1 protein-coding gene is annotated in these 25,731 nt (G+C 66.8%); it reads right to left on the bottom strand.

Annotated features, from left to right (window positions below):
- Positions 1 to 3 precede the first annotated feature (3 nt).
- Positions 4 to 25,731: a scabin-related ADP-ribosyltransferase gene (locus tag ACZ4UV_RS50655; RefSeq protein WP_467849603.1), complete on the bottom strand. Its 25,728-nt coding sequence runs from the start codon at positions 25,729 to 25,731 to the stop codon at positions 4 to 6.

Genomic DNA, 25,731 nt, shown 5'->3' with positions numbered 1-25,731 from the left:
GCATCAATTTTCAGTTGACGGCGGCTGGGATGAAGGAGGTAGAACCGTACCGTGCTGAACAGAATTTCCCTCCGGCCGATCCGCCACCCTCATGTCAGTACGTCCGATGTCGCTGTGGCTGGTGGGATGCATGTATGGGGCGTATGTGTCGACGAATTGCTGAAGGTGTTCTTCGATGAGGGTGAAAATATCTGGGTCCGCGTCGTACAGAGTTCCCATCAGGCTGGCGAGTTCCTGGTGTCGGTCGATGTCGTCCCGGACACCCAGCCCGTGAATGAACTCATGGACCAATGCGACAGGGTGCACATCGGCAAACCAGGTCTGCTGGTTCATTCCGTGCCCCTGCGGTGGGAGTCCCGGCAGAACGCGGACGACGTCATGGGCGTCGTCAGGATCGGCGACGAAGGTCACATCGGCATGGAGTAGTGGTCGCGGCTGTCGGTTTTCCGGCGCCTGGACCGCATCCGGTTGTATTGCGGGCAGTTGGTGTCCCACGTCGTTCACATACTGCTTGAGGGCAAAGGTGAGGCCGTCCCGGACACGGTCCAGGTCATGCTGGCCGGCTCCTTCACCAGCAATCAGATGGATACGGCGGATGACGGACAGCACCGGAGGCCAGTCGTCCGCCCCCTGGCGCCACTCCCATGCATATCCAACAGTGATGCGTTCACCGGACTCCGGATTTCTAACCCACCGAGGACTACCGTCCTCGCTGCTGATGAGCATGAACGGATCAGGAGCCGACTGGTCCCTCAGCGGTCGCCACCGATCAGTGAAGACCTCGCCGGAACCAGTGACGGGGCCGTATGCCGTCAGCTTCACACCGGCCACCCGGTCATTGGCCACAACGGCTGGATCGCCACCACCGTCTGCGAGGTCGTAGTCAACCCGAGGCGGTCCGTCACTGGGACCACCCATGTCTGTCGCCTCGGTCCTCACTCGGATGACAGCGCTGCGGAACCGTTTCTTTCCTTTCAGACCCAACTCCGCGATTGCCGGATCAACATCAATTTTTCCATGGCCCTTGGCGGTCACGGTAAAATCTGCAAGGGACACGGGGGCCTCCGAGAGATCCCAAGTCACTTCGCCCCTTATACGATCCACCAAGAAGGCTTTCACGGCATTCGCTCTGTTCCAAGATGTCTCACCCCGGCCGTTGCCATACCCCACGATGTCTACAATCGGGTGCACATGGGCCTCTCGGCCGACGATCGCCATCGCAACCAGCTGACGGGCTACGTCAGCGATCGCAGCCATGGACCGATAGGAGAGTCCATCTCCTCCGTCCCGGAATCGCACCACGGTGGCTTCCGGGAGCGACGGAGCCCTCATGATACGGTCCACTCTCCATATCACCTGCCGAGTCGCCGCGTTCCAGGTACCGAGCATCTGCGACTCATCGTCCCATACCCGAACGATAGCCTTAGGCTCAATACCGATCACGAATGCGACTTCTTGTTCATGATATGGTGAGGGCCGGCCCTGCCGAGCCAAGGTGGCGTCAATATCGACTCCGGTTGGATCGAAATTCCTCCACGGTTCAATCTCGTAGAGGTACCTGCGATTCGGGAGAAGGTCCATGTCCCGCGTGGTGGCGACGAACTGTGACTCATCGTTGTAACTGACCCACTCCACCACAGTGTTGATGTCGTCTGGGTCCCGAGCAAAAAGGCCGGTCTGGAACACCAGCTCCGGGGGAAACGTCGAGGCATGCCAAAGAGTCTCGCCTGCTCTGCTCTCCACTATGTCGTGGCGTTCGCGAGAATTAATAAAACGGTAATCGACGGCAGGAGGCAGGTCAACAGACTTCTGTGGCGCGGCGGTCTGCTGACGACCCACCTGACCCGACAAAGAGACAACCTCGGCCGCCGACCCGAGACCCCCAGGCCCCTCAACCGCCTCAAGATCGCCGTCAGACTGCCGCTCCGAACCGTCGACCTCCACGACTGTCTCTTCACCGCCGGCAGAATTCGCCCTATAACGGACAGCAGTCCTCGGGGTGGGAGTACCGATCACCTCGTTGGGCGGGGTGGAACGCTCCGAAGTAGTCGCGATGCCTTCCCTGAACTGACCGACGGGAGCACCAAGTGAGGTGCCATCAACGCCTGCTTCGACAACGGTGCCCAGTGAAGTACCAGACAGAGGATCGCCGGGAGTGATGTCGTTCTGTGTGTGGGTGGTGTTGGTCACGGTATTTCCGGTGTCCGGGCGGGGTTCGCCGGACGAGAGTATTCCGTGAGCTATTCTCGCGATCTGTTCCTCACGGCCGAGTTCGGTGAAGGGAAGCCCGTCGTAACCGAGATGAGCGAACCCGGACAGATCCTTCCGCTTCTCGGCTTCGCCGAGTTCACGCGTCGCACGTTCCACAGCATTACGCGTGACGGGGTTATCGGGCCTTTTGTCCAAGACTCGCAGGAACCTCAAGCGGTCCGGGCCCATTACGCCGGCGTTCCCGGCCCCGTCGTCATCAGAATCGGCTTCGCCGGCCGGAAGGACCGCCGCCTCTTCGTCCACCGTGCTCCGCGGCGCGTCCGCACCCTCGTCCGAGCCCCTCGCTGCCCGCTCCGAGAGCGGCCCGCCGCCATCGGACCGCGCACCGCTGAGGCTGACCTGTTGCCCGTCGGCAGGTTCTCCCAGGCCGTTGTCCGTCACTGCCGTCGGCTCGCCGCTGTCGTGCAGCGGGGCACCGGCCCCGGGGGGGGCGTCACGGCTGGGGGACCCGCCCGCGACGTCACGCCGGACCCCGGCCGGCACTCCCGTCATCTCGGCGAAAACCCGCTCGCCCGCCTCCCCCAGGTCGTCGGCGGCCCTGCCTGCCCCAACCTGGGGTACAGCCGTGCCCGGCGCCTGCGCTGACTGGTCCTCACGCCGAGTCATTGCCCGTTTGGTGACGTCCGCGTGCCCCGCACTTTCGGCGGGAACACGCGCGCCGAACCGGTCACCGTGGGTTTCCTGGTCGAGCCCTGCCAGGGGGTTGAGGTCGTCGGCAGCGAAATTCCGCCGGGTGGCGTCAAACCATGCGTCCCGGGTGCGTGACCCGATCGAGGCCAGACTGTCGGGATCCGCCGGGTGGGTAGCGGCGCTCGCGTGGAGGGCGTCGCCCGAGGTGGTCAGGCCGCTAGTGGCGGCGAGCTCGTCGCCCGGTCTCAGAGGCTCCACCGCATCCGTGGCTGAGGCGAAGCGCTTGTCGGCTGCATCGTGCGAGGCCTCGACCATCTTTCCCCCCTTTTCGGACGAAGCGCTCTCACCCCGCATCCGACGCTCGGAGGCCAGGTTGTAGACCTTCCGCTCGTGGTGGGACGTCAACTCGTCGGTGTAGGGGTCGGTGGCCGAGGTGGTATCGGTCCCGCTGCCGGTTGCTGGATCTCTCTCCTGTCCGATCATGCTTATGTATGCGGATTCCGCTACGCCGCCCGCGGTGAGGCTTCGGCCTGTGTGGTCTTCTTCGGCCGTCTGCGAGACGAGGCTGCCGCTGTTCGTCGCAACGACGGCTCTTGGCGTGGGGGAGCCGGGCTGGGAGGAACTGGCCGGGTCGTCGGCGTGGAGTGGCGATGATTCCGGGTTGTCGGTGCCGGAGGTCTTTTCAGCGAGCTGAGGCTCTTCGTCCGGTTCCTCCATGATGGTGTACAGCCCCGTGGTCCATCGCCCACGACCGGGAGGGGTCCGAGGGCCCGGCGGGTCATCCGTGAGGCTGGGGGCTGTCGGTATGCGGTCGCCGTCATTGTCGAGGTGTGTGGCGCCCTCGTTCGCACGAGCCGGTGTCGGAGGCTCACCCTCGGCTGGGATGAGGAGGCCCAGGTCTGTTCCGTAGGCCTTCGCGTGATCTGGGTGGAGCAGCAGTTCGACCGCCTCGTCGAGGCGGAAATCAAACTGCAGTTCCCTGTCTCCGTATGACAGGACACGCTCGTTCTTCGACCGCAGGTTGACTGTGTAGACGACACCAGTACGTACCAGCAGGTATTCATGCTGCGGACGTTCGCGGTGGTCGCCGCCACCGACGATCCGGTTGGTGGTGACTCCGCTCGTCACGCTGCGGGAGGTGGTCCGGTTGATTCCCAGGGACTGGGAGGTGGTCAGCGTGTCGTCGACCAACTCACTCGGCCCGTTGTCCGTTGAGTGTCCCCGGGATGTGGAGCTGCCGGTGGCCGCAGACTGCCGGCTGCGTCGGTTGTCGTCAATCGAGTGGGAGATGCGCACGCGCCCCAGGGCCCTGGCGTCAAACAGCCGGGCCCGGACGGTGAGTCGGCCGTGGATGTCGCTGACCACTCCCCCGGAGCGCCGCAGTTCGGGGGCCATGTATCCGCTTTCTTCCAGCGTTTTGTCGAAGAAGGCGGTGAGGAAGTGGGCGCCTAGCAGGTCGTGCAGTGCCTCCTCGGCTTGGGTACCCCACTCCGCCAACAGAGGCGGTCCGCTGAATCGTAGAGCCGACAACCGCCCCCCAGGCGCTCGTAGTTCATTCCTTAGCGACTGGTACATGTCGCCGACCGCTAGAGCATCGATGTTCCTCAGTAGGACGGCGTGCTCGCGCACAGCACGCGGCTCGACCGTGAACTCGCGACTGTGAAGGAGTTCCTCTACGTCCTGTGGCGTCAACAGTTCGACATGGGGCCGCTTCTTGTCGTGCACCGGAGGGTTCAACGCGAGAAGGTCGTCCGACACCGCAACGTGCTGTGTCATGTCGATTTCGCGCGTCTCGTTCACTGCTGGATCATCGACGCGGTAGGCGGCGGCCCGGACACGGTCTGGCATCTCGCCCAACAGTCGGTTGACAAGCTGTGGGCTCGGCTTCACGACACGCCTGATCGACACCGACAGTTTCATCGTCCCCTCATACAGCTGGCTGCCGGGAGCGAACATGATGAGGTCGAAGGAGGTGCCGCCGCCCAACCTGGATGTCGAGGTGCTGCGGGAACGCGACCATGACGCTCCATGGCCATCGTCGAACTCGCCGTCGGGCAGTGACGTGGCGCCGGGGAAGTCCAGCTCGGCGCTCCGGGTGCGCGATGCACCGTGCGACTCTCTGCCCCAGTCGAAGTTGTTGGCGTAGCTGCCGACCGACAGCTCACCGCGTGCTTCCTTGCGCACGAAGGTGTCGACGGGTCTTCCCCTGACCACGATGTGATATTCCGAGTGGGGTCCCAGGGGGGTCAGCCGCAGACCACTGCTTGTCAGCCGTCGGATCGACGAGAGCAGCGCCACGGGGTTGAGCGACTGGTGCAGCGACTCGACTATGCGGCTCTCCGCCGTCAGCGACAGATCTGGCCCCGTACCCCGGCGCAGTGCGGGAACGTATCCGCGCAGCAAGTCAACCGCTGCGTCCACGAGCGGATTGCGGTCCGGACTGTGGTCACCGCGGAAGTCCAGTGCCCGGGTCATGCCCAGCATCATGATCCGCTGGGCGGAGACCGTTCTCTGAGTGTCGGGCCTGTCGGGTGAGTCGGCCCGGTGGGCTGGGCGCAGGAACTCCAGGCCGTCCGGGACCAGGATTCTACGCACTTCAGGCAATTGCGACCGCGTGCGGCCGAACACGGAGTCGGACCAGTGCTGGACTTCGATGGTGTAGACGACATCAGCGAACCGGTGCTCATAGTCGGTGGCGCCGGAGACCTCCATGTCACCGACTGTCGCCTTGTGCTGCACCGCTGTACCCGAAGACGTACCGCGGGCGAGGGAGACGCTCGCGCCGATTGCCCGGGTGTGCGTTTTACTGAAGGGGAGGGGGAAGCGTATATCGCCTTCGCCGGAGTGACTCGAGGACCGGTATGTGCCTGAGGTCACCGCGGGCGTGGTCTCGGTGAAGACCATACGGCCGGAACGGACCGATCCGTCTACCCGGGTGCTTGGTCGGGGGAGTTCGGCACGAATCCGAACCATCAAGTGCCGGTTGCCCCACGGCCGCTGTAGTTCGAGATGTTCGGTCTGTATCGACCCGTTTCCCGTCCCGCGCTGGAAATACGTCAGGAGATATGTTGGATCGGTGGCGTCGGCGACCAGCCTTTCCCGGTCTGCATGAGGCAGGTCCTTGATCTGCGCGAGCATCCCGGTGAGCGCCCGCGCAAGGTCATCCGGAACCACGAGGGGAAGCATCATGTCCTCCGACATGAGTGTCTCCCGGGCGGCGGATGGTGGGAACGCGGTCGGGTTATGGCTAACGACGGTCCGCCGGGCCTCCGGATGGGCGGCCCCGTGGATTAGCAGAGCTTCTGGCAGCCAGAACGTCATACCACCGGGTATCTCCGTACTCCAGGTGCCGCTACCGCGCTGCGGCGTGCGCGAGACGTCTGTCCCTGTCGGTTCCGCCGAGCGCTTGACGTTTTCACGCACGGACCTGGGGGCTGGTTCGTCCGAGGGCCCGGGCATGTCGGCGGAGACCGTACGGATGTGAGGCCGGGACGAATCGACCGGGGGATTCTTGCCCACGGGGGCATCGAGACTGACGGCGACATCGAATTTGGCGTCGTAGGTGAACCATCGGCTGGGGCCCTCTACAAGTGGCGCACCCAGGTTGGCGAAGACAAAGTCGCTGGTGCCCAGTGTCTCGGCAAATTGACGGCCGTAGCTGTAGCCCCCTCCGAAGCCGAGTAGGCCGAGGGAATGGATCTTAAACCCAGCTGCGACGTTGATGCCGGCAGCCACCGAAGCTGAGAGAGTATTCGATGAGCTCAGCGAGTGCAGATTCGCCCGGACGATTGTTACCGCTATGTCGTCGCGGGTTCCAGTGCTGATCAACTGTTCCGGATTATAACTAGCCCGCACCACGATCGTCGCGCTGGTGCCGTCCGGCAGGACGATCCGTCGCTTCAGGCCATTGAAGCTCAGCATACGGGTACCCTGGGATTTCAGGCCCTCCAGGGAGAAGTCCGCAGACAATTGACGCAGAAGCAGATGCGTTTGCATAGAATTCAGGCCGGGCAGTCGGCGCTCAGCTCGAACCGTGTTGATGAGCTCCACGATTTTCTGCTGGATCCCGCGGACCGATCCGGCCATTTCAAGGTGGGCAGGGCCGGGGCCGTGGCCACCACGGATCGCACGCGGCAACAGCGCCACCTGGGATTGTGCATCGATGGCTGGCTGTCGCGGGGTGAGAGGGAAGCTCACCGCGCTGTTGCTGGCGAGCGCCTCCATCAGCTGTGGAACGTCCCTTTTCGGCACCCGGATGTGAACGGTTCCATCACTGACTACGTCCCTGGTCAGGGCCGGCAGATCCGAGTGCAGTCCAGCGACGAACTGAACACTTAGTTCAAAGGCAACCGTGGGGCCGGTGGTGACCAGCTTCTGCCACAGTGTCGACCCATGGTCAACCTCCGACTGCTGGGAGACGCCCAGGCCCAACTCGATTTTTGGTGTGATACCGAGACCGTATTTGCCGTCCTTAAAGGTCAGGCCCCATTTCAGCGCGCCACCGACGTTCATGGCACTGCTCTCGGAACGAGCGGAGCCCGGCAGGCCCATATGACGCTGCTGATTCCAGATCTTGGTGTCGATGCCGGCGCCTTCCACCTGCCGCATCGACTTCAGGTGCATCCGCAGTGTCAGTCCGACGGAGCCACCCCGTACGGCGAACTCCTCGGAGGCGTGCCCGGCTCCCGCGAGTTGAGGGAAAAGCCGGATCTGGGTGCGCTCGCTGAGGAAGAGCTGCATGTTCAGCCATGCATCCGAGCCGCGTTCGAGGAGACCTGCCGGCAGGAACTTCAGTACAGCGTCACGCAGCGCGCGCAGGTCGATCGCTTCCGGAGAGGTGACGTGCGTCCACATGACGTCGTCGATCCGCCGCTGCTCATCCCGCGCCCGCTCCGGATCGGGCGACAGCACGGTCTCCGCACCGAGGTGCGGAAGAGTAGGCAGGCCATCGGGGCCGGCTTCCGCCGGCGGAACTTGAGAGGCGGGAAAACCGACGACGACCTTGAACTCTTCCGAGGTGGCCAACTTGGGAATGCCGTTACGTTGAGGACTGACGGTCACCTCAACCCGAGCCTTCGGATTCTCGAACCAGACCGCCTCACCGGTCGGTGTCGTACGGCGTCCGACGCTGATCGACAGGTGACTCGTGCCAATCTGACGGCTGCGCGATGCGCCGAGCTGGAGGCTGGGACTGACCGTCAGCGCGGACAAGGCTGCGACCGCGTACGAGGTAGAGATGCCTGCGCCCCAGTTCACCGCATGCGATTGCGAGTGGCTGTAGCGGTTGTCGGCCTCCGGATCCCACGACTCCCCCCATTCCTCACCTTCGGCCAGGCCGCCTTCGTCTGAGCCGCCGGAAAGCTCGGGAACATAATCCGCCGCAGGCATCTCCAACGCGGCCGTCACCGTGTAGGCGCGGCCGTTGTGCACGACGGTCACCTGGTCACCTCCGTGAGCGAGCCAGTCCCCCCACTCCTGGTCACCCACGGCTTTTCTGCTGCGTGCCAGTCGGCCCAGGGCGAGCCCCCTGATTGCCTCTGGGTGGCCGCCGGCCCGGACAGCTTCGTCGAGGGCGTCGCGTATACGGTCGGTCACGCCGCTCAGGTCGCGAATACGGCCGCCCGCCCCGAAGCGCCCTGCGAGGGCGAGCCCGACCGGGAGACCATGCACCGTCGGTGTCTCAGACTGCGTCGCAGAAACCTCGCCGAGAGGGCCCGGACGGGTCACGCCGATGTCAGCCGCCGCACGGGCGCCGTGGTCCTGTATGCCGTCCGCGAGGTCGGGGTGGTTCTCCTGAACACGGTCGCGCGGAGAGCCGGCCGTCCTGGCCATGAGTTCGGCCTGTGCTCCATAACCGCCGCTTCGTGCCTCGCCCCCGTCCTCGGTGCCGCGCTTGTCGAGTTCCCTCTGAACCTCCGCGAGCTCGGCCTTGACCCGCCTCTGCAGGCGCGTGACTGCCTGCAGACGCTCGCTGGCACCGTGTTTCGCAACCATCCAGCTGGTGACAGCCGACGAAAGCTCCCGCAACTCCCGTTCGTTGCGTTTTAGATCGCGGGGATCAGCGAACCCGCCGTCGATCCACCGTTGCAGCGCGGTGTCGATCGCCCTCAACCGGGTGGAACGCCGGACCCATGGTGCGAGTGCCGATTCCCTCATCCAGTCAAATACGATCCCATCGTCCCGTAGAGGAGATTCAGAGCGGGTCGAGGAGTGAACCTCCTCGACCTCACGTTCCGCGTCCGGCCGATCCGTGGTCATGCCGACAGGGTTCGTGAGTGACTGCTCAGACGCCGCGTGCCTGTCCCCGGAATGGGAATCCTCGCCCGGATCGAGAACGGCACGTCGCTGTGCGACCGTTTCCGGGAGCGCAGAGGGCACCTCACGCTCCGGGAGTTCCCGGGAATCGGGGTGCGGATCGTGCGCGGCGGGCTCGGTCCGGCTCACCGTCGACCGCGAGGGATGTTCCTCCGCGCCGGAGGCCGTCTCGACCTCGAGGCGCTGCGCCGGCTCCGGGCGAGCGTTGCTGGCGGGGGTGATGAGCCGCCCCCGCGCGTCGAAATCGGGCCGCGGTTCCAGCGAGCGGGGATCCACGCCCAGCGGCTGCGGATTCAGCTCCCCCAATATCTCCGCCGCCCTGTCGCTCTTCTTGGCCAGCTCATAGGCGAGGATGTCCCTGATCTCGTTTATACGTACGCGTTGAGCTTCTGTTGGTGAGTCGCTCGGGTTCCCCTGTTCGTCACGCAGCACAGGCATGGGGTTCTCGCCCATGACCTGTGAAACTCGGTCCGAGATCTCGTCATACTCGGTCTCCGTCATCTTGCCGAGCGCACGCCGCGCCTGGAACACCCGCCGGGCCCAGGCGTCGCCGGCGTTCTCGGTGTCCGCGCCTTGATGCGGGGTCGAGATGCGGGAAGCAGGATCGTCATGATCCGATCCGCCGAGGATTATCTGTGCCGGTTCCTTCTCTATCGGAGTCGGCACTGTCCCGGATTCGCTGCGCGGCACATCCGTCATGCCGGTGGCCGACCCGAACAGCGGGGACATCAGCTCTTCCAGGTTGCCGTCGAGCTTCAGGACGCCGTCTGATTGCACCAGCGGCAGGCTTCCGTAGAGCCCGTGCGGAATGTCGACGACAAGGCGGCGGTTCGGGCCCTTACCCTCCAACTCGGCAACTACGCGGACGTCGAAGCTGTAGTACCTGTAGGGGCGAGTGGCGATCGCATTACGTTCGTGATTCTCGGAGAAGGCGACACCGGTCTCGGTATCCTGTTTCTTGTCAAGACCGAAGCCCGCCCGCCCGAGGAGCGCATCGTTTCCTGCGCTTCCTCCGCCGTCGATTCCGACTTCGGCGTAGAATCCTCTTGATTGTTCGCTGGCGCTTTCTTCGTCGGCGACAGTCTGGCTGTAGTGGCGAGCCTTTACCGAAACACCGTCGAGGGGTCCCTGAGGATGGGCCTCAAGAAGTTGGAAGCCGACCTTCACCATGCGGCCGTTTACCGGAACCTTGTACGCATTACGAAGCAGAAGACCGATGTTGGGGCGCAGCGTGTCATGTTCGACGGCGAAGCGGTAAGCATTGCCCTCGGTTGTCGTGATATCGACGTCGTACTGCTCCCAGACCCGATCACGCGTCAGCTCAGGATCCTTCACATTCGGCGCACCGGCGACCTTCGCCCACCGCTCCACCGCGTGCGCCGCCGGAACGTCACCTGGAATGAGGTGCTCGATGAGTTCGTCCGGAATCCCAGGCAGTCCCTCGAACCCGCGCCCGGGTACTTCCTCATGCCATGTCGGCGTGCCGTAGTCCCGCTTGTGGATTTCATTGCCGTCCTGGCCGGCCACGGTGAGGCTTTTCGGGACGAGGATACGTACCTGTCCGTCGACGAGTCGCTCCGCGCCCCGGCCGTCGTCGTACCAGGCCCAGGGCCTGGTCTGGTGCCAGGGCCGCTCGCGTTCCATGAGCCGGTCGACGTCCTGTGATCGCTTGTGAAACCAGCGGGCGACGGGTTCCAGAGGCATCATCAGTTCGGTGGCTTCGGCGATTTCGACACGGAACCGGAGCCGATGGTGGAGGGCTACCGAGCCTTCCTTGGTATTGACGCGGTAGATCGTGGTGGTCTTCACCATGTCGGTGGCGCTGTCGCCTGCCTCCGAGGTGTAGCCCGCTCGCAAGTCGACGCCGCCATGCCCCTGCTGCCCGGTGAGGAGTGCGGCCTGCCCCGCCCGCGCGGTGACCGCCACGGAGGCTCCGTGGGCGGAGCCCTGCTTGGCGACGCGTTTGTCCTCTTCGACTCTCTCGCTCCGCAGCGTGAGTTTCGTGTCGGGACGCTGGCTGTGCTCGTGGGCGGGCAGCACTTCTTCGATGTGAACAGCAACCCACAGGTACCGGGATGATCCCGCGAATCCGCGGACGGGGATCCAGACCCCGTGCCCGGACGTCAGCATGGCCCCGAACCGATTCTTGAGCACTTCGGACCTGAAGGCCGATCGCAGTGCCTGGTGAACGCGCTCCTGGTCTCCGGTCTCAGGCCGGGTTGCGGACGGCAGTATCCCGCGGTCGCGCAGACGGCCGACGACAACGGGCAGGACCCGGTCCGCCTTCAACAGTTCCACCCAGGAACCTGTGCTGGGAAGGCGGCCGGTCAGATAGGCGACGCCCGTGGTGGGCGAGGATGTTGCGCCCTTCTCGGCCTCGCTGGGGCTCACAGGGGAGATCCGCTCAGGCGAACCGGTGGGTGCGGGCGCTTGGATGTCCGCCCACCTCGCGTGCGGCACCAGCAGTTCCATGCCGTCCTGGAGCCGCACGTAACGAGTGTCGCTTCGGACGGCTCCAGTGCGGGGAGTCAGGGTGAGAGTCACCTCGAAAACGGGATCCGCGCGCAGCAGTCCGGTGGTGCCGGCCTCGTAGGTGCCGCGGGAGATCGTGATGGAACCTCGGCCCTGCTCGCTGGTGGAGGAACGCCGTATGCCCGTGTCCACCTCGGCACCGAGCATGACCCGGCCACCTGGCAGGTACTGGTTATGGACCGCCGCCTCGGTGTCGTCAAACAGCTCGATGTCATTACCGCGGTCGGCGCCGAACGTGAGTTGGGTGGTGGCCTGCGCCAGCCCGCCGATCGACCAGCCGCCCGTCATCTGCGTGTCGTGCTCGCTGTTTCCCCTCGCGTAGTGCTCGATCTCTGTCTTGGTCACGGCGCTCAGGATTCGCGGGTTGGCCGCTCGCATGCGCAGCGTAAGCGTGACGCGGCCGTTGGGCCCGTCCGGAAGCAGCACGGTACGGCCGATGCCGTCCGTGAGGTCACCGAAGTACGCCTCGAGTTCGGTCGGCCTGAACGCCCGGAACAACAGGTCGGGCCACTGTGTCCAGTCATCGCTCCAGGGCAGTCCGCTCAGATCGTGGTAGCGGCGCGCCGCGAGACGGGCCAGAGGTGAGATGTCCGACGGTGTGGCGGCACGCAGGAACGCCGGGTACAGGCCGGTAGAGCCTCCGGTCAGATCCAGATATTCGGCCTGGGGCCAGTGGCGGCCGAATGTGGCGCGGCCGACGAGTTCGAACGCGTCCTCACCCAGCGGATTGGCGGGGATGTGTTCCCGTGCCGTCAGGAGACGGGCCTGGACCTCTTCGGGCCGGTCGATCCAGACGCGGTCCACGATGCGGGGGCGGCTGGGTGATGCCGTCACGTCTGTGATCGTCAGTTCCCACACGATGTCCTTGGTGGCCTCCACCACCTGCGCCCCGTCTTCCTTGCGGCGGTATTGCGTGCCGCCGGTGGTGAAGGCGTCCCCGCTGCCGCGGGTCACGCCGCCCTTAACAGCGCCGCCCAGCTGTAGACGGAGGTACTTCTTACTGACGCGTAGTGCCCCGCCGAGCAGGCCCGACGTGGATTGCTGCCGGTTCTGTTTGGCGGTGACCGCCCTGTTGAGCGCCGCTCGGGTGTTGAGTGTCGCGTCGTACGTCTGGGCAGAGCGATGGTCCAGCAGAACGCCGCGCACGGAGAGTTTGTAACGACGGCTGCCTACGGGGATGGTGTGGCTGGTGCCGGCCAGTGCGTTGCCGATGTTTCCTTCCAGCACCGGGACCCCGAAGTGGCCGTCGATCTGACTCTCGACCTCTCCCCAGTCGATCCGCTGGCGAGTGGGGGTCAGTGCGCGCAGCCGGTGCGCGAAGTAATCCCGCACCGCATCGGCGCCGGGGAGGGAAAGGGCGGCGCCGAAGCCGATGCTTCCGGTGGCCAGCGCCAGCGATTCGTCAGCGCGCTGTACGGGGCGCCAAGCGGTGATACGGGCCGGAAGCTGCCGGCTCACGACCGGCGGGAGCCCGGATGCGCGCAGCACCGCTCTTACATAGGGCTGAGTCGACACGGAATCCGGGCCAGCTTCCCCTGGCCCCTCCAGCGCGTTCTGCACGCGGGCAGACACCACGGAACCGAACGTACCGCGTTCGAACTCAGCCGCTCCGTAGCCGTCGTGCCATGGAACCGCGATTTCGGCGTCGACCGTGGTCTCGATCGGTTGGAGTCTCGCATGGCTCGTGGACATCGGCGTCAGGCGGACGGACATCCGCGTGGCATACCGGGCCATCAGCTGCGTGGTGTTGAACACCGTGTGGGTGAGAGGTTGCTCAGAGGTGGAGAAGTCGAAGCCTCGGCTGGCGCCTCCTGTCAAGGAAGCCTGGGGCGCAACCCCCTTGAACGACCAGTGGTCTCTGCCCGGATCGACCAGTGCGGGGTCCACCAGGCCCGTGGCGTTCAACACCAGGCCGACCGCTGCGCCGCTGTTTCCTCCGGCTCCGGATGCGAACGCCGCACCGCCTCCCTGATCGGCGCGGATCGTGCTTTCCCCGACATGGAGCAGTCGGGCGGCCTCCACGTTCAACTGCAGGCGAAAGGCCCCATGGAAGCGGTCCAGGGCTACGCCTCTTTTGATCGCCGGCAGGGTGATTCCACTGCTCAGCACCCAGCCGCTGCGGTTGCGGAGAATCGGCTCCGCGAGAAATCGCTGAACGTCCGAGACGACCTTCAAAGTCGTTTGCGCACTCAGCCCGGCGGCTCGCAGCCGGGCTTGCAGTGCGGCCACGACGGGGGTCGTATCGATGGCGTTCAGCACTTCGTCGCCGCGCCGAGGACTTACTACGGCCTCGGGTTCCCGCACCACTCGGTTTTGAACCGCTTGCGTATCGCGTGCGTCAGTGATGCGCCGCGTCGGCTCTTTCAGCCTCGTCAAAGAACGGGGGAATCTGACGTCGAGATAACCGCCGAATTCGGCCCCGACAGCTCGCGTTTGCTCCTGGCCGTCGACGAACACTCGGATGCGGAGGCCGCTGGTGAAGAGATCGGTGTCCGTCACGAACAGCTTGCGTCCCGAGATAGTTAGCATCTTCACGCCGTCGCTGACATTGGACGAGGACGTGAAGGACAACCGCGGAAGTCCCAAGATGAATGACGAGGCTGCGGCCGAGGCCAGATTGAAGGCTGTGAAGAGCACCTGGTCGGCCGTGCGCCCGGTCTCACGCTTGTCGTGCGACGTTACAAACGTCGATGCCCAGTTCACACCGTACTTCTGGATTTGGGCAGGCCCGCCAGAGGGCTTCGTCTTGATGTGGGCGAAGTCGAGCACCGGGCGTAGCCACACCGCTTTGCCGGCGACGGTGAACGAAGCGCCGTACTGGAGAAGCTTGCGCCACTTTTCCAGGACCTCGTCAGATGTGGCTTCGTCTGCCGGCTTCGTGCCGTCGCCGAGCGTGTCTTCGCCGGTCCGCAGGAGTTTCAGCAGCTCTGTGTACACGCCGTCCTGGAGCTCACTGTCCAGGGTTGCGGCAACGGCCCCGGCAGCGTCCTCGGCTTCCCTTTCCGTCCAGTGCATGACGTCGGCGATGGACATTTCGCCGTTCATGCCGTGTTCGACGAACCACGGCACGTACACCGCCGGAGCCGTCTCCCGCGGCGGCGTCACCGACTCAGGCTGTACGGCCTGGTGACTCGCCTGCCCCCCCAGAGAGAACGCCCGCCTCTCGGCCAGGAGCTCCAGGGTCGAGGCGGTAAGCACGGAAACCGGTCGCGTCTGCTCTTCGGGCAGAGGCTGCACTTCCTCGACGTCATCCCGACCGTCTTCCGCTCGGCGCGGGGTCTCAGCACCCTCTGTGAGCACTCCGGACCGCTGCTCTGGGGGCGTGTCGGTGGCCTTGTCGGCAACGTTCGCCGGCATCTGAACGCCGTCGGCCGAGGTGCTGCTCGGCTCGGCAGGCCCAGCGGTTTCGGGAGCTCGGCGGCTGCCCTCATCGAACTCGAACCAGCTGTCCTCCCTGAATGCCTCACCAACGTCCTCAACCCCCGCCCGGGCAGCCGACGCATGCCCCTGAGCCGCGCCACCCGACACCCCGCCCAACGGCCGCCCGCCCCCGGACCGCCGGCCCCGCCGCGAAACCCCGGAACCACTCCCGCCCGCGTCACCACTCCCCGACGCAGACGCGGCCGCCACCGGCTGCTCGTCGCTGATGCTCCACGCGACGACTCCGGCCAGCGCCCGCTGAGCGAGCGTCATGTAATCCCCGGCGACATCCGCAGCCGTCTTGTCCGCCGGGAAGAACTCCGCGATCCGCGGGTCCACCGTCCCGTCACTCAACATCTGCGCCTTGTAATAGTTGTAGACAGACGCGATGTTGTTGCGTACCTGCCCCGAACCAGGCGTCATCGGCAGACCCTGAATACGGTGGTCATTCGTCGCCGCGATCGACGCCACATCCATCAGGTAACAGTCCACAAGATCGGTCACATCCCGGAGCCGGGCGCCCTCCACCCCCATGACCGCATCCTGGAACAGCAGACCCGCCATCTCCAGGACCACCCGCTGGTAGATCTCATACCGCAAAACCCCCGGAAACACCCCGAACACATGATCCGGATGCGTCGCGGTCCCAGGATCCAACATCAGCCCCGGATGCCCGGGAACAGGAAGAGACACCCCCTCGAACGACCCGTCCTCGATCAGGACACCCTCAGTCGAGCTCGCCACCGGATGAATTCCAAACTCATGGGCCAGCATCCCCGCCACATGCCCGATGCCATAACTCTCGAAATAATAAGACGCAAGACGGACCACCACCGGACGATCCGGCCCGTAATCCATCACATCCGCCGGAGTCTGCGCACCCGTCCGCCGCTCCAGAACAATATGAGCACCACGGCCACCCACATACTCCGTGATCATTTCATTCGACGCCAGCAGGCTAAGAATCCGCATGGCCTTCTCGACATACACAGGATACGTCGCCGAAAGATTCGTGAACGTGAACCCCCCCTGCGTCAGCACCAACCGCGGATTCGGCTGGAACAAATTCCGCAAGCCACTGAAAGGCGCCCCCAGCACAGCATCCTGCGCAAGAGAATCCCCCGGCCCGCTCTCCCGCACCAACGGGAAACCGGGAATACCCTCCGTCGTCGGCAGGAAAGAAACCGCACCCGACGGCACCGAAGCAAGAACCCCCGCCTGCCCGTCCATGAAAACAACACCATTACCGTCATGCGTCACGTTGATCACATGAGCGATCTCACTGTCACCGTCCTCGACGACCACCATGCCCCGCGCACCCAACGGCGCCCGCGACATCGCCTCCACCACAACCCCCGGACCCTCCACCCGATCCGGATCCCGGTCCACATAATTGGACAGATAATTCCGCAGACCCGAAACCACACCCTCCGGCCGGCCCTGCGCACCCAACTCCGAAGCCGACGCCTGATACACCGCACCGTCCGGATCCCCCAACGACATATCAACAGCAATAGCCGTCAACACACAGTTCGTCGCGAACTCACCACCCTCCTCCCGATACGGATTAACACGCTCCAACCACCCATAATCATCCCGAGAAAGAAACTCCACCCCCGAACGCACCGACCGCTCCCCGGCCACACCCCGGTCAGCGACACCCGATACCGACGGACGAGGCCGTCCTGCTGCCGCAACCCCGTCACCGGTCATCTCGGAGAAGGCCTGCTCGGATAGCGAGGGCATGGCGCTCGACTCCGACCGCCCGTACACCGGTTCACTGCCGGCCTCTCCGCTGGCGGGAAGGTCGGCAACCGGGTGGACGACATCGGTGTCGTCCACACCAAGGGGATCGAAAGAGCGTTCATCCGGCAGTGAAGTGTCCTGGTTCCCATGGGCGTCGGCCAGCTGTCCGAGTCCGTCCGGGGCCTGCTTAATCAAGTCCTCGCGTCGCTCGCCGGTATCGCCTGTGTCGCCGGCTTCCCGAGGCAGTTTCGTGAGGCGGTTGCTGGCCTCCGCGGCGACGCTCTCATCGAAAGAACGACCGGTTTCCCAGGACGTCCGGTACAAGGCGATCAGATCTGCCGAGTCGAGTCCAACCAGGTTGGCATCGCCCCGGGTGGCGGGTGAGAGCACGCCTGCCTGCCCGGCCAGCTCAACGGTGAGGGTGCCTTCGTCGAAGGCCCCTGACAGCCCCGCATCTTCCCGGCCCCCCGCCAGGTCACCCCACCCGGCGGCACCACCGATCAGTGTCTGCAGTCTGTCGCCGTCCAGGTCTTGGGGTTGCTGTGGTAGTGGCTCGCTCTGTGGCCCGTCGGTGGCCTGGGTTTTGTTTTTGTTGTTTTGGGTGTGCAGGCGGGCGGCTTCCATGCCCGCGTAGAAGGCGTCGGTGTGCTCAGTTCGGGCACTCCAGGTGGTGTGCAGTGCCTGGGGCGCCCACAGCAGTTCGTAAGCCTCCAGGAACTCGGTGCGGTAGTTCTCGGCGTGTTCCTCCCACCGCTGCCGGGCGGTTTCGTCGTCGGGGCGCAGGGTGTGGAAGGAGCGGGCGGCGCCGTGCAGGACGGTGTCGGTCCAGGACTCGAAGGCGAGGTGGGCAGGCAGTGTCCGCGCGTTTTCGGCGAGCAGGGTGTCCCACTGCCGTGTCGCACCGGCCATGTCTTCGGAGTTGCCGGGGCGGGCGGTGAACAGTGCGTCGAAGGCCGCTAGCAGCCGTTCGTTCAGGCCGGTCCGAGCGCGGTCGATGTCTGCGCCGGTGAGCGACTGGGGGCCGTGGGCCGCCTGCCATTGCTGGAGGTGTTCGTCGAGGAGGTGCTCGGAGGTGGTGAAGACGGTGTTGCGGGCGTGCCGCAGGGTGAGCCAGGTGTGCAGCCGGTTCCGGTCGGTCAGCCGGCCATATGCGGTGTTCCAGCTTTCCTGCCGGTCCGGAGTGTCGGTCAAACCGGTACTCCGGGCCTCGTCGCCGAAGTGCTGTTCGAAGAGCTGCTCGACGGCGGTGGCGACGGACAGGTCCAGGGTGCGGTGGAGCGTGCCGTGGGCCTGGCCGAAGGAGACGGGGAAGCGGTCGAGGAAGGCCTGGGCGGTGCGGGCGCCGGAGTCGGCCCAAGAGGCGACGGCATCCGTGATGTCCGCTTGCGAGCGCAGGATCGCCGCTTCGAGGGCTGCCTGGCGGGCCAGCCGGGCGGGCAGTGCGTCCAGTATGGTGCGGACGCGGTCCCGCCAGGTGTTCGGCAGGCCTGTGCCGTCGGCGGTGGCTTCGGCCAGGGACTCGGTGGTGGGGAGGACCTCGGTGAACGCCAGCCTCAGCGTGCGGCGGGTGTCCTGGAGTATGCGGGTCCGGCCGGCTTCGGACAGCTGGTTTCCCTCGGCGTCGAAGGCACGCAGCAGGTTACGGGCGCTCTCGTCGAGCAGGGCGTGGAAGGATCCGTCGGCCAGCTCCTCGGACTCCGTGTAGAACGGGGCCAAGAGCAGCGCGTACCGGTCGAGTTCCTTGTCGAGCCCGGAGACGAGGCGGTGCAGCATCCGGGCCGACTGCCGCACTGCGTCGCCGTCGGTGCGGAGGTCGGCGCCGGGGACCAGGGTGTCCTGGAGCATCCCCTTCCACCGGTCGCGGAAGGCGTCGGCGGCCAGCGCGTGGACTGTCTGGGCCATGTCCTGGGCCGCTTCGGGCCGGGCCGCCGGCCGCAGCGAAGGGAGCCAGCGCAGGAAGGCACGGTCGAACGCTTCCTGGCCGCGGGCCATGGCCAGCTCGTGGGCCGCCTGCAGGGAGAAGGCGTCCCGTAGCCGGTTGGCAGCCAGGTGGTCGGCGGCGGAATGGTCGGTGGCCGGATCGCTGAACCGGTCGAGGTTCTCCCGGGTCCGCTCTCTGATCGCGGCCAGCCGCTCCTCGGGGATCGCCGGGGCCTGCTCCTGCGCCCACTGGACGAACGCCTTCTCGAAGGCGCGTTCTTGCTCCGACGGCGACGCCTCGGCGGACGTGGCGCCGACGGAGCCGGTGTCCGGCGCCGAGTCCCCGGCAGCGTCTCGTGCCAGCAGGTCGGCGTAGCGGCGGTGCAGCTCCCGCTGTGCCTGCTGCCACGCGGGAATCCGCCAGTCGTCCTCGGTGCCGGGTTGCGGGTACGGTGCGAAGAACCCTTCCGGCAGGTCGGTGTCCCGGCCGGCCAGGACGCTTGCGGTGTAGGCCTCGCGCAGCGTGTTGATGTGGTGGCGGGCCCAGCCGGCCGTGGCGGCGTGGGACAGTGTCAGCGTGTTCTGGCCGTCGACGGTGTCCTGGGCGTCGCGGTACTGCCGGACGAAGTCCTGGCGCACCGCGTGCCGGGCGGCGGCGACCTGGCGCAGCATTGCGGCCTGCGCGTCGAAGCGGGCCAGTACCTGTTCGCGGGCCTGCGCGTCGTAGAAGTGGAGCCGGTCGGTCAGCGGTTCGGCCAAGGCATGGCGCTGCCTGTCGTACCACCCCGTCAGCTCGCGGTCCCAGGTTCGGTCGGCCGTGAAACGGGCCATGTGGTCTGCCAGGCCGCGGTTGTGAGCCACCGCCGTCGGTGCCTGACGCTGCTCGTACAGCGCGCTCTCGCGCAGCTCGTTGTTGAGCCGTTTCAGCCGGTCCTGGCGTTCGCCCTCGTCCGTGACGGACATGGCCTCGGCGTGGGCGGTGACGTACTGCTGGCGCAGCCGGTCGAGCTGTCCGTAGTACCAGCGGCGGGTGGTGTCGTTCCATGTCGCCTTGCCGTCACGCAGTTCGGCGCGTTCGTCCGTGCCGCTCAGGGTGCCGTCGAATGCGGCGCGGGCTTGCTGCGCAGCGGCCCAGTCGGCGTGTGCGTCGGCGTAGCGGCGGCCGAACTCCTCGACGAGCGCCGCCAGGCGGTCCGGCAGCTGTCCGGTGGCTTCCCGTCGGAACTCCTCCTCCAGCGCGAGCGCCGGCTGTGTGCCCGCGAAGTCTCGGTGACGCCGGTCCGGCACTGCCGAGGCGACGTCGTGGTGGAAGACCTCCCCGGCGGCGGCATCGGCGGCCAGGTGCTCACGCAGGGAGGTCAGCCGTACGGTCAGATCCTCAAGGGCCGCGCCTCGGGCGGCGGTCAGCTCGCCGAGCCCGGTGGCCGTACGGTCTTCCGTCCAGGCGTCGGCGAACGCCTCCCGGGCGGCGGCGACCTGGTCCGTCGCCCGGAAGTCGTACAGCTCAGGGAACGACGTCCGCTGTGTCTCGAACTCCTCATACGCCCGGTCACGGGCCTCGACGGTGTCACGGAGCCCGGCCAGATCCCCGGCAACGGGGGGCCGGGACAGGGACGCGTCCCCGGAGGTACCCGCCGCACGGGACGTGGCGGAAGCGGGCGGCTGCTCCTGACGGGAGGGGAACGGTGCACCGGCCTGGAGCTGCGCAGCACCTTCCCCGGCCCGGTCCTCGGGGCCGGCCCCGTCGTGGCCGCGGCCGGTACGGCCCGTGCCGGCCGCGGCGTCCAACCGCGCGGGCGTTGCCCGGGTGATCTCCATCCGGGCCAGGTCCAGTGACCACCCTGACTGCCGCTGCGGCGCCCGCAGCTCCTCGTCCCCGGCGCGGGCTCCCTCGGCCAGCTGCTGCCAGCGCTGCTGGGCCTCATCCACCAAGGCGACACGGGCCGCTCCTGCGTCACCCGGGGAGGCGGTGTGGGCGGCGGCGTCCCACTCCCGGGAGAACCAGCCCTTCAACTCCGACAGATCTCGCTGGTAGCCGTCGGACACCCGGCCCGAATGGATCTCGCCCTGCGTGATCTCCCCCCGGGCCAGGTCCTCCAACGCCTGGCTCTTGCCCAAGAAGCCCCTCAAGTTGGCGGTTACCTGCTGCCGCCACAGCTCGTGCGCGGCGGCATCCATCGGCTCTCGCAGCGCGGCGCTGTCGCGCTCCCAGTACTCGCGCACCGCGCTGCCGAATGTGTCGCCGTGCTCCTTCTCCCGCTGCAGCCAGCCGTGCAGGTCGTGTCCGTACGGGCCGTAGATATCGTGGTAGCCGCCTGCCCAGGCATCCCGGAATTCGTCCGCCAGCCGGCCGAACACCGCGTCACTGACCGTGTAGTGGCGCATCGGGCGCTGGTTCTCGTCGAGCTCCGGCTCGGACAGCCGGTGGAAGGCCAGACCGCCCTCGCGCAGCGCCTCCTCCATCCCCTCCTCGAACGCCAGCCGGTCCGCGAGGGTCCGTTCCACGGCCGGCAGGTACGCGCGGCGGAAGACGTCCTGGCCCCGCACGACCCGGTCCAGTTCCCACGTGCCGTCCCCGGCACGGCCGGCGAGTTCCTGGAAGACCCGGGTGACCTCCCCCCGCAGTCCTTCGCGGGCACGTTCGGCTCCGGGACCCTCGGCCTCCAGACGGTCGAACATCAAGTCGGCATCTGCCAGGGCACGGTTCAAGCCCGCGTGGTGCTCCAGACGCACCTGCATCTCACCGGCCAGCCGCTCCTCCGCGATCCGCAGATGTGCGGCGTATTCGCTCCACTGCTCGCTGCTCAGGGCTCGCGGATTCCTGCCTGCCAGGAACCGCTCGCCGGCGGCGTCCAGGTCCGCGCGGTACGAGCTGACCACCGCCTCGGCATCGACCGAGGCGGGCCAGTCCGCGCGCCAGTCCTCGACTCTGCGCTCGGCCCCCGCCCTCAGCTCCTCCTCGTGGGCCCGGGCGCTCAGCCGCGCCTCCCACCGGCCGCGGAAGTTCTCCAGCCGGTCGTGCAGGGCATGGCTCTGCCCCTGCCACTGCTCGTATTCCATCCAGCGGACGGGCGTAGCCTCCCCGGGCAGGCTGTGCGTCGCCACCTCGAACTCGGAACGGAACTCGGAACGGACCTCACGCACCCACGGCGCCTTCTCGTCGGCGCCCGCATGCCCCCTCATCACATCGAACATGTCGGAAGCGATGCTCCCCAGTTCCAGACGGGTACGCAGGCTCCGGGTGAGGTCCTTGAGCGCGTTGGAGGAGGCACGGTGCACCTGTGCCCAGTCGGCCGGGCCGATGCGCTCACCGTCCTTCCATACGTTCCCGGCCACGCGGTGCACCTCGCCGACGGCGTCCCCGGCGAAGTCCGCACGGACCTGTCGCAGTTCCTCCCCCCACAGGGCACTGAACCGGCCCGAGCCGGTTTCGCCGTCGAACACCTTCTCAGCCGCGCGCCGGACGAGGCTGGCCGCGGCGCTCAGCTCAAACTGGTCGTGCAGCCCGGCGGACAGCCGGTCGAACGTCTCGGCAAACTGGAAGTCGGTGATCTCCCCGCGCCGGTACTCGCCGTACGACTGCTGCCAGCGCTCGTCAAACTGGGATTTCACCTCCTGCTTCCACTCGTTGTAGGCCTTCTCGGCCAGATCCCGCTCGGCCTCGCCCGACACGTCCCTCTCGGCGACCGCGGTGCCGTCGGCGTCGGCGTCGGCGGACTTCAGGAGTTCCTCGCGCTGCTTCACGGCACGCTCGTGGCCCGCCCCAAAGTCGCCCAGGTTCCGCGCAGTTCCACCGCCGGCCTGCTCCACGAGCCTCTGCACGGCACTCTCGTAGACCGCCACGTGGTCGTCGGGCCCTTGGAAGAAGGAGTCGGGGTTCGCAACACGGTCGGCGAGCGCTTCCTCCAACCGGCGATCAGCCTCCTGCTGCTGCCGGAACAGGTCCTGCTCCTCCTCGAACCGGCGGCGGTACTTGGCGGCCAGACTTTGCTGCTCAGAACCCCACCGCTGGGCGCGGGTCTCATCCTCACCATGGAATTCGAATAGCTCGTGACGGCCCAAGCCGCCCGGCAGCAGGCCCGGATCGTGCTCGGCCATGCCTGAGTGCGCCGGCGGGGTCTGGCCGCCGTCGTCTCGGGACGGCGGCGTCGTCGACGTATCCCCGGTGTGCCGCGACGGCTGCTGCTCCGGCGCGTGGCTGCCGTGTGACGCTTCCCGACCGACGTGCTCGCTCTCGCCGCCCGTCGTCGCGGGCCGGGTCGGTGCGTCTTCTCGGGCCAGGATGTCCGGATGTGCGGCGGCACCGTCGGACGACTTCCCGTCACGACTCTCCTGCGTACCCTGTTCCGTCGTCGAGGGATGTATCTGTGCGCCTTCGCGGGCCAGGGTGTCCGGGCGCGCGCCGGCGTCCCCGCCCGTGGCGGCCGGTCCGTCCCCGGTGCGTACGGCGGGGACGGACCCGCCGGCCGCCGTGCCCGCCCGCGCTGTCGCCGCCCCGCCCGGTGCCGTTCCCGCTCCCGTCTGCACAGCGGGGACCCGCATACGTTCCCCGGGTGCCTGCGGGGTGTCGTTGCCGCGTGCCTGATGCACCGCGCCGGCCTCTGGCTGCCCTGGCGCGCGGGAGACGCCCAGACCCTCCAGCCGCGCCAAACCCGGACCAACGCTGTTGTCGAAGGTTTGCAGGTCGCCGTCCGGCACACGTGACTCGAGGTTGCCGCGGTAGGCCTGGAGGTGTGCTGCTGCCTGCGGCCAGTCCTGCCGCTCGACCGCGGCGTCGATGTCCTGGTGGTAGATCCCCTGCGTCCCGTCGTCCAGACCGGCCTGCCGGGCAAGGCCATCCAGCCGGGTCACAGCAGCGTGCAGCCACTCCCGGGGCTCCACCGCCTCCCCGGCCGGGCCCAGACCGTCACTCGCGACGCTGTGCCCGAGCAGGTCATCGACAGGCACGTGCCGCGACTGCGCCTGTCCGGCCGCCTCCCCGTCCCACCCTGCCGGGTCTGCGTGCGGCTCCGCCCAGTGTGCCGAGGCGTCGCCGCCCGCCCTTTCTTCGTCCCAAAGCCCCGTGTCCAGCGTGTGCGCCGGTCCTCCGGCATCTCCCACACCGGCCCGCATGCCCGTGCCTGTGCCGGTCCCCGTGCCCGCGCCCGTGCCGGTGCCCGTGCCTGTGCCTCTGCCGGTCCCCGTGCCCGTGCCGGTGCCCGTGTCCGTGAACGGCCCGCGCGCTGCCTCTCCGCCACCACCGCCCGACGCGGCAACACGCACCCCACCCGCACCCGTACCCGTTCCGGTCCCCGCACCCGTACCCGTGCCGGTGCCTGCATCAGTGCTGGTGCGGACGGGGTTGGGATTGTCGTGCGCGGCGAGTGAGTTGACCTCGCCGGCGCCGAACTTCCCGCGCAGGCTCTTGAACAGGCCGCTGAGGTTCTTGACACGCAGCCCGGACCCCAAATTCACGGCATGCGCATGAGTGGCACGGCCCGCCAGCCCCCCCAGAGCACCCGCCGTACCCGTGGTCGCATGCGCGGTGAAATGACCAGTGGTGAAAAGATTGAAGAAACCTTCGGACAGCATGAGGTGAGTCGCGTTCAGCGGCATCTCCGCAAGCAGATGCGCCGCCTTGCCACCCAGATCACGCCGCACACCGTCCGCCACTCCGTGCGACAACGCGAACCGCAGGCCCGCAGCCGACGCCGGCAGCCCCGCCAGGACCCCGTCCAGACCCCGCCCCAGACTGCCACGGCCGAACCTCGCCATAAAGGTGTCCGCCCAGCGCCCACCCAGATCCTTGGCCGCCTCGAAGCCCAGGTCCTTGCCGAACGCCGTCGCGAAGCTCCTGCCGATGTCCTGCCGGAACCCCTCACGCAGCCCCTCGCCCACCACCGAGGTGTCCAGACGCCGGGCCATCGACTCCACACTCGCCCCGATATTCCTCGCGAACCCCCCGAGCGGCCCGACCTCCCCGCCGGCCCGCCCCGCACCCGGCCGGCTCCCACCCCTCAACCCGGCGGACAACCCCGCCAATCCCTTACCGCCCCCACCCGCACCCCTGCCCAGACCACCTTCGCCACCCCGCTCCGGCAGCCTGCTCGCACCCCTGCCGCCCGCACCCCCGGCTCCTCCCGCCAGCACACGGCCATCACCGAACCCCTCCTTGCGCAACGCCGCGGCCAAAGACGCCTCGACATCCCGGCCGATGTTCCGCCCCAGCCCCTTCGCCAGGAACCGCCCCAACGGCCCCGACAACAACGGCACAAACCCCGCCAACGCACCCTGGATCGCACCGAACTCCAGACTCTGCCGCAGATACGAACCTCCCCGCGACGTGTGCTCACCGTCCAGCGCCAGCGACCACCGCACCAGGCCGTCCATCGCCGCACCCAGCCCGACATTCACCCCCTCGAAAACCGCCGTCGCAGCCAGAAAACGCAACAACGTATTACGGAAAATCACCCGGAACAACGCCCGCAGAAATGTCTGCTCGATCAGCGCCTGAATCGGATTGAAAATCGCGAGTATCAGCGTCAGCGCCCACTCGAAAAAGAAAATAGCCGCCTGAGCGACGATCATCCTGTTCGTGTAATCCAGTTCGTAGACGTACTCCTCCGCATAACGGGCAAGCCCCTCCGCGGTCTCCTTCAGAATCCTCACATTGTCCGCGTCGTCCCCACTCGCGAACGTCGACATCGCCTCCACATACGCATCACTCCACCTACCCGTGGCCGTCGTCGAGACCGAACCCGTCACCTGCGCAATCAGATGCTGGAACTCAGCCAGTGTCCGTGCCATCTCCACATGAGGCACAACCACCTCGTTATGCACACGCACCGGATCCGCCTCGGGCACCGCCATACCCGTCAACGCCTTCACCAGACCATTGACCAGCGGATCGACAGCCAT

Source organism: Streptomyces sp. NPDC028289, assembly GCF_055565975.1.
The sequence above is the reverse complement of the archived record's forward strand: the minus strand, read 5'-3'. Positions and strand labels throughout refer to the sequence as shown.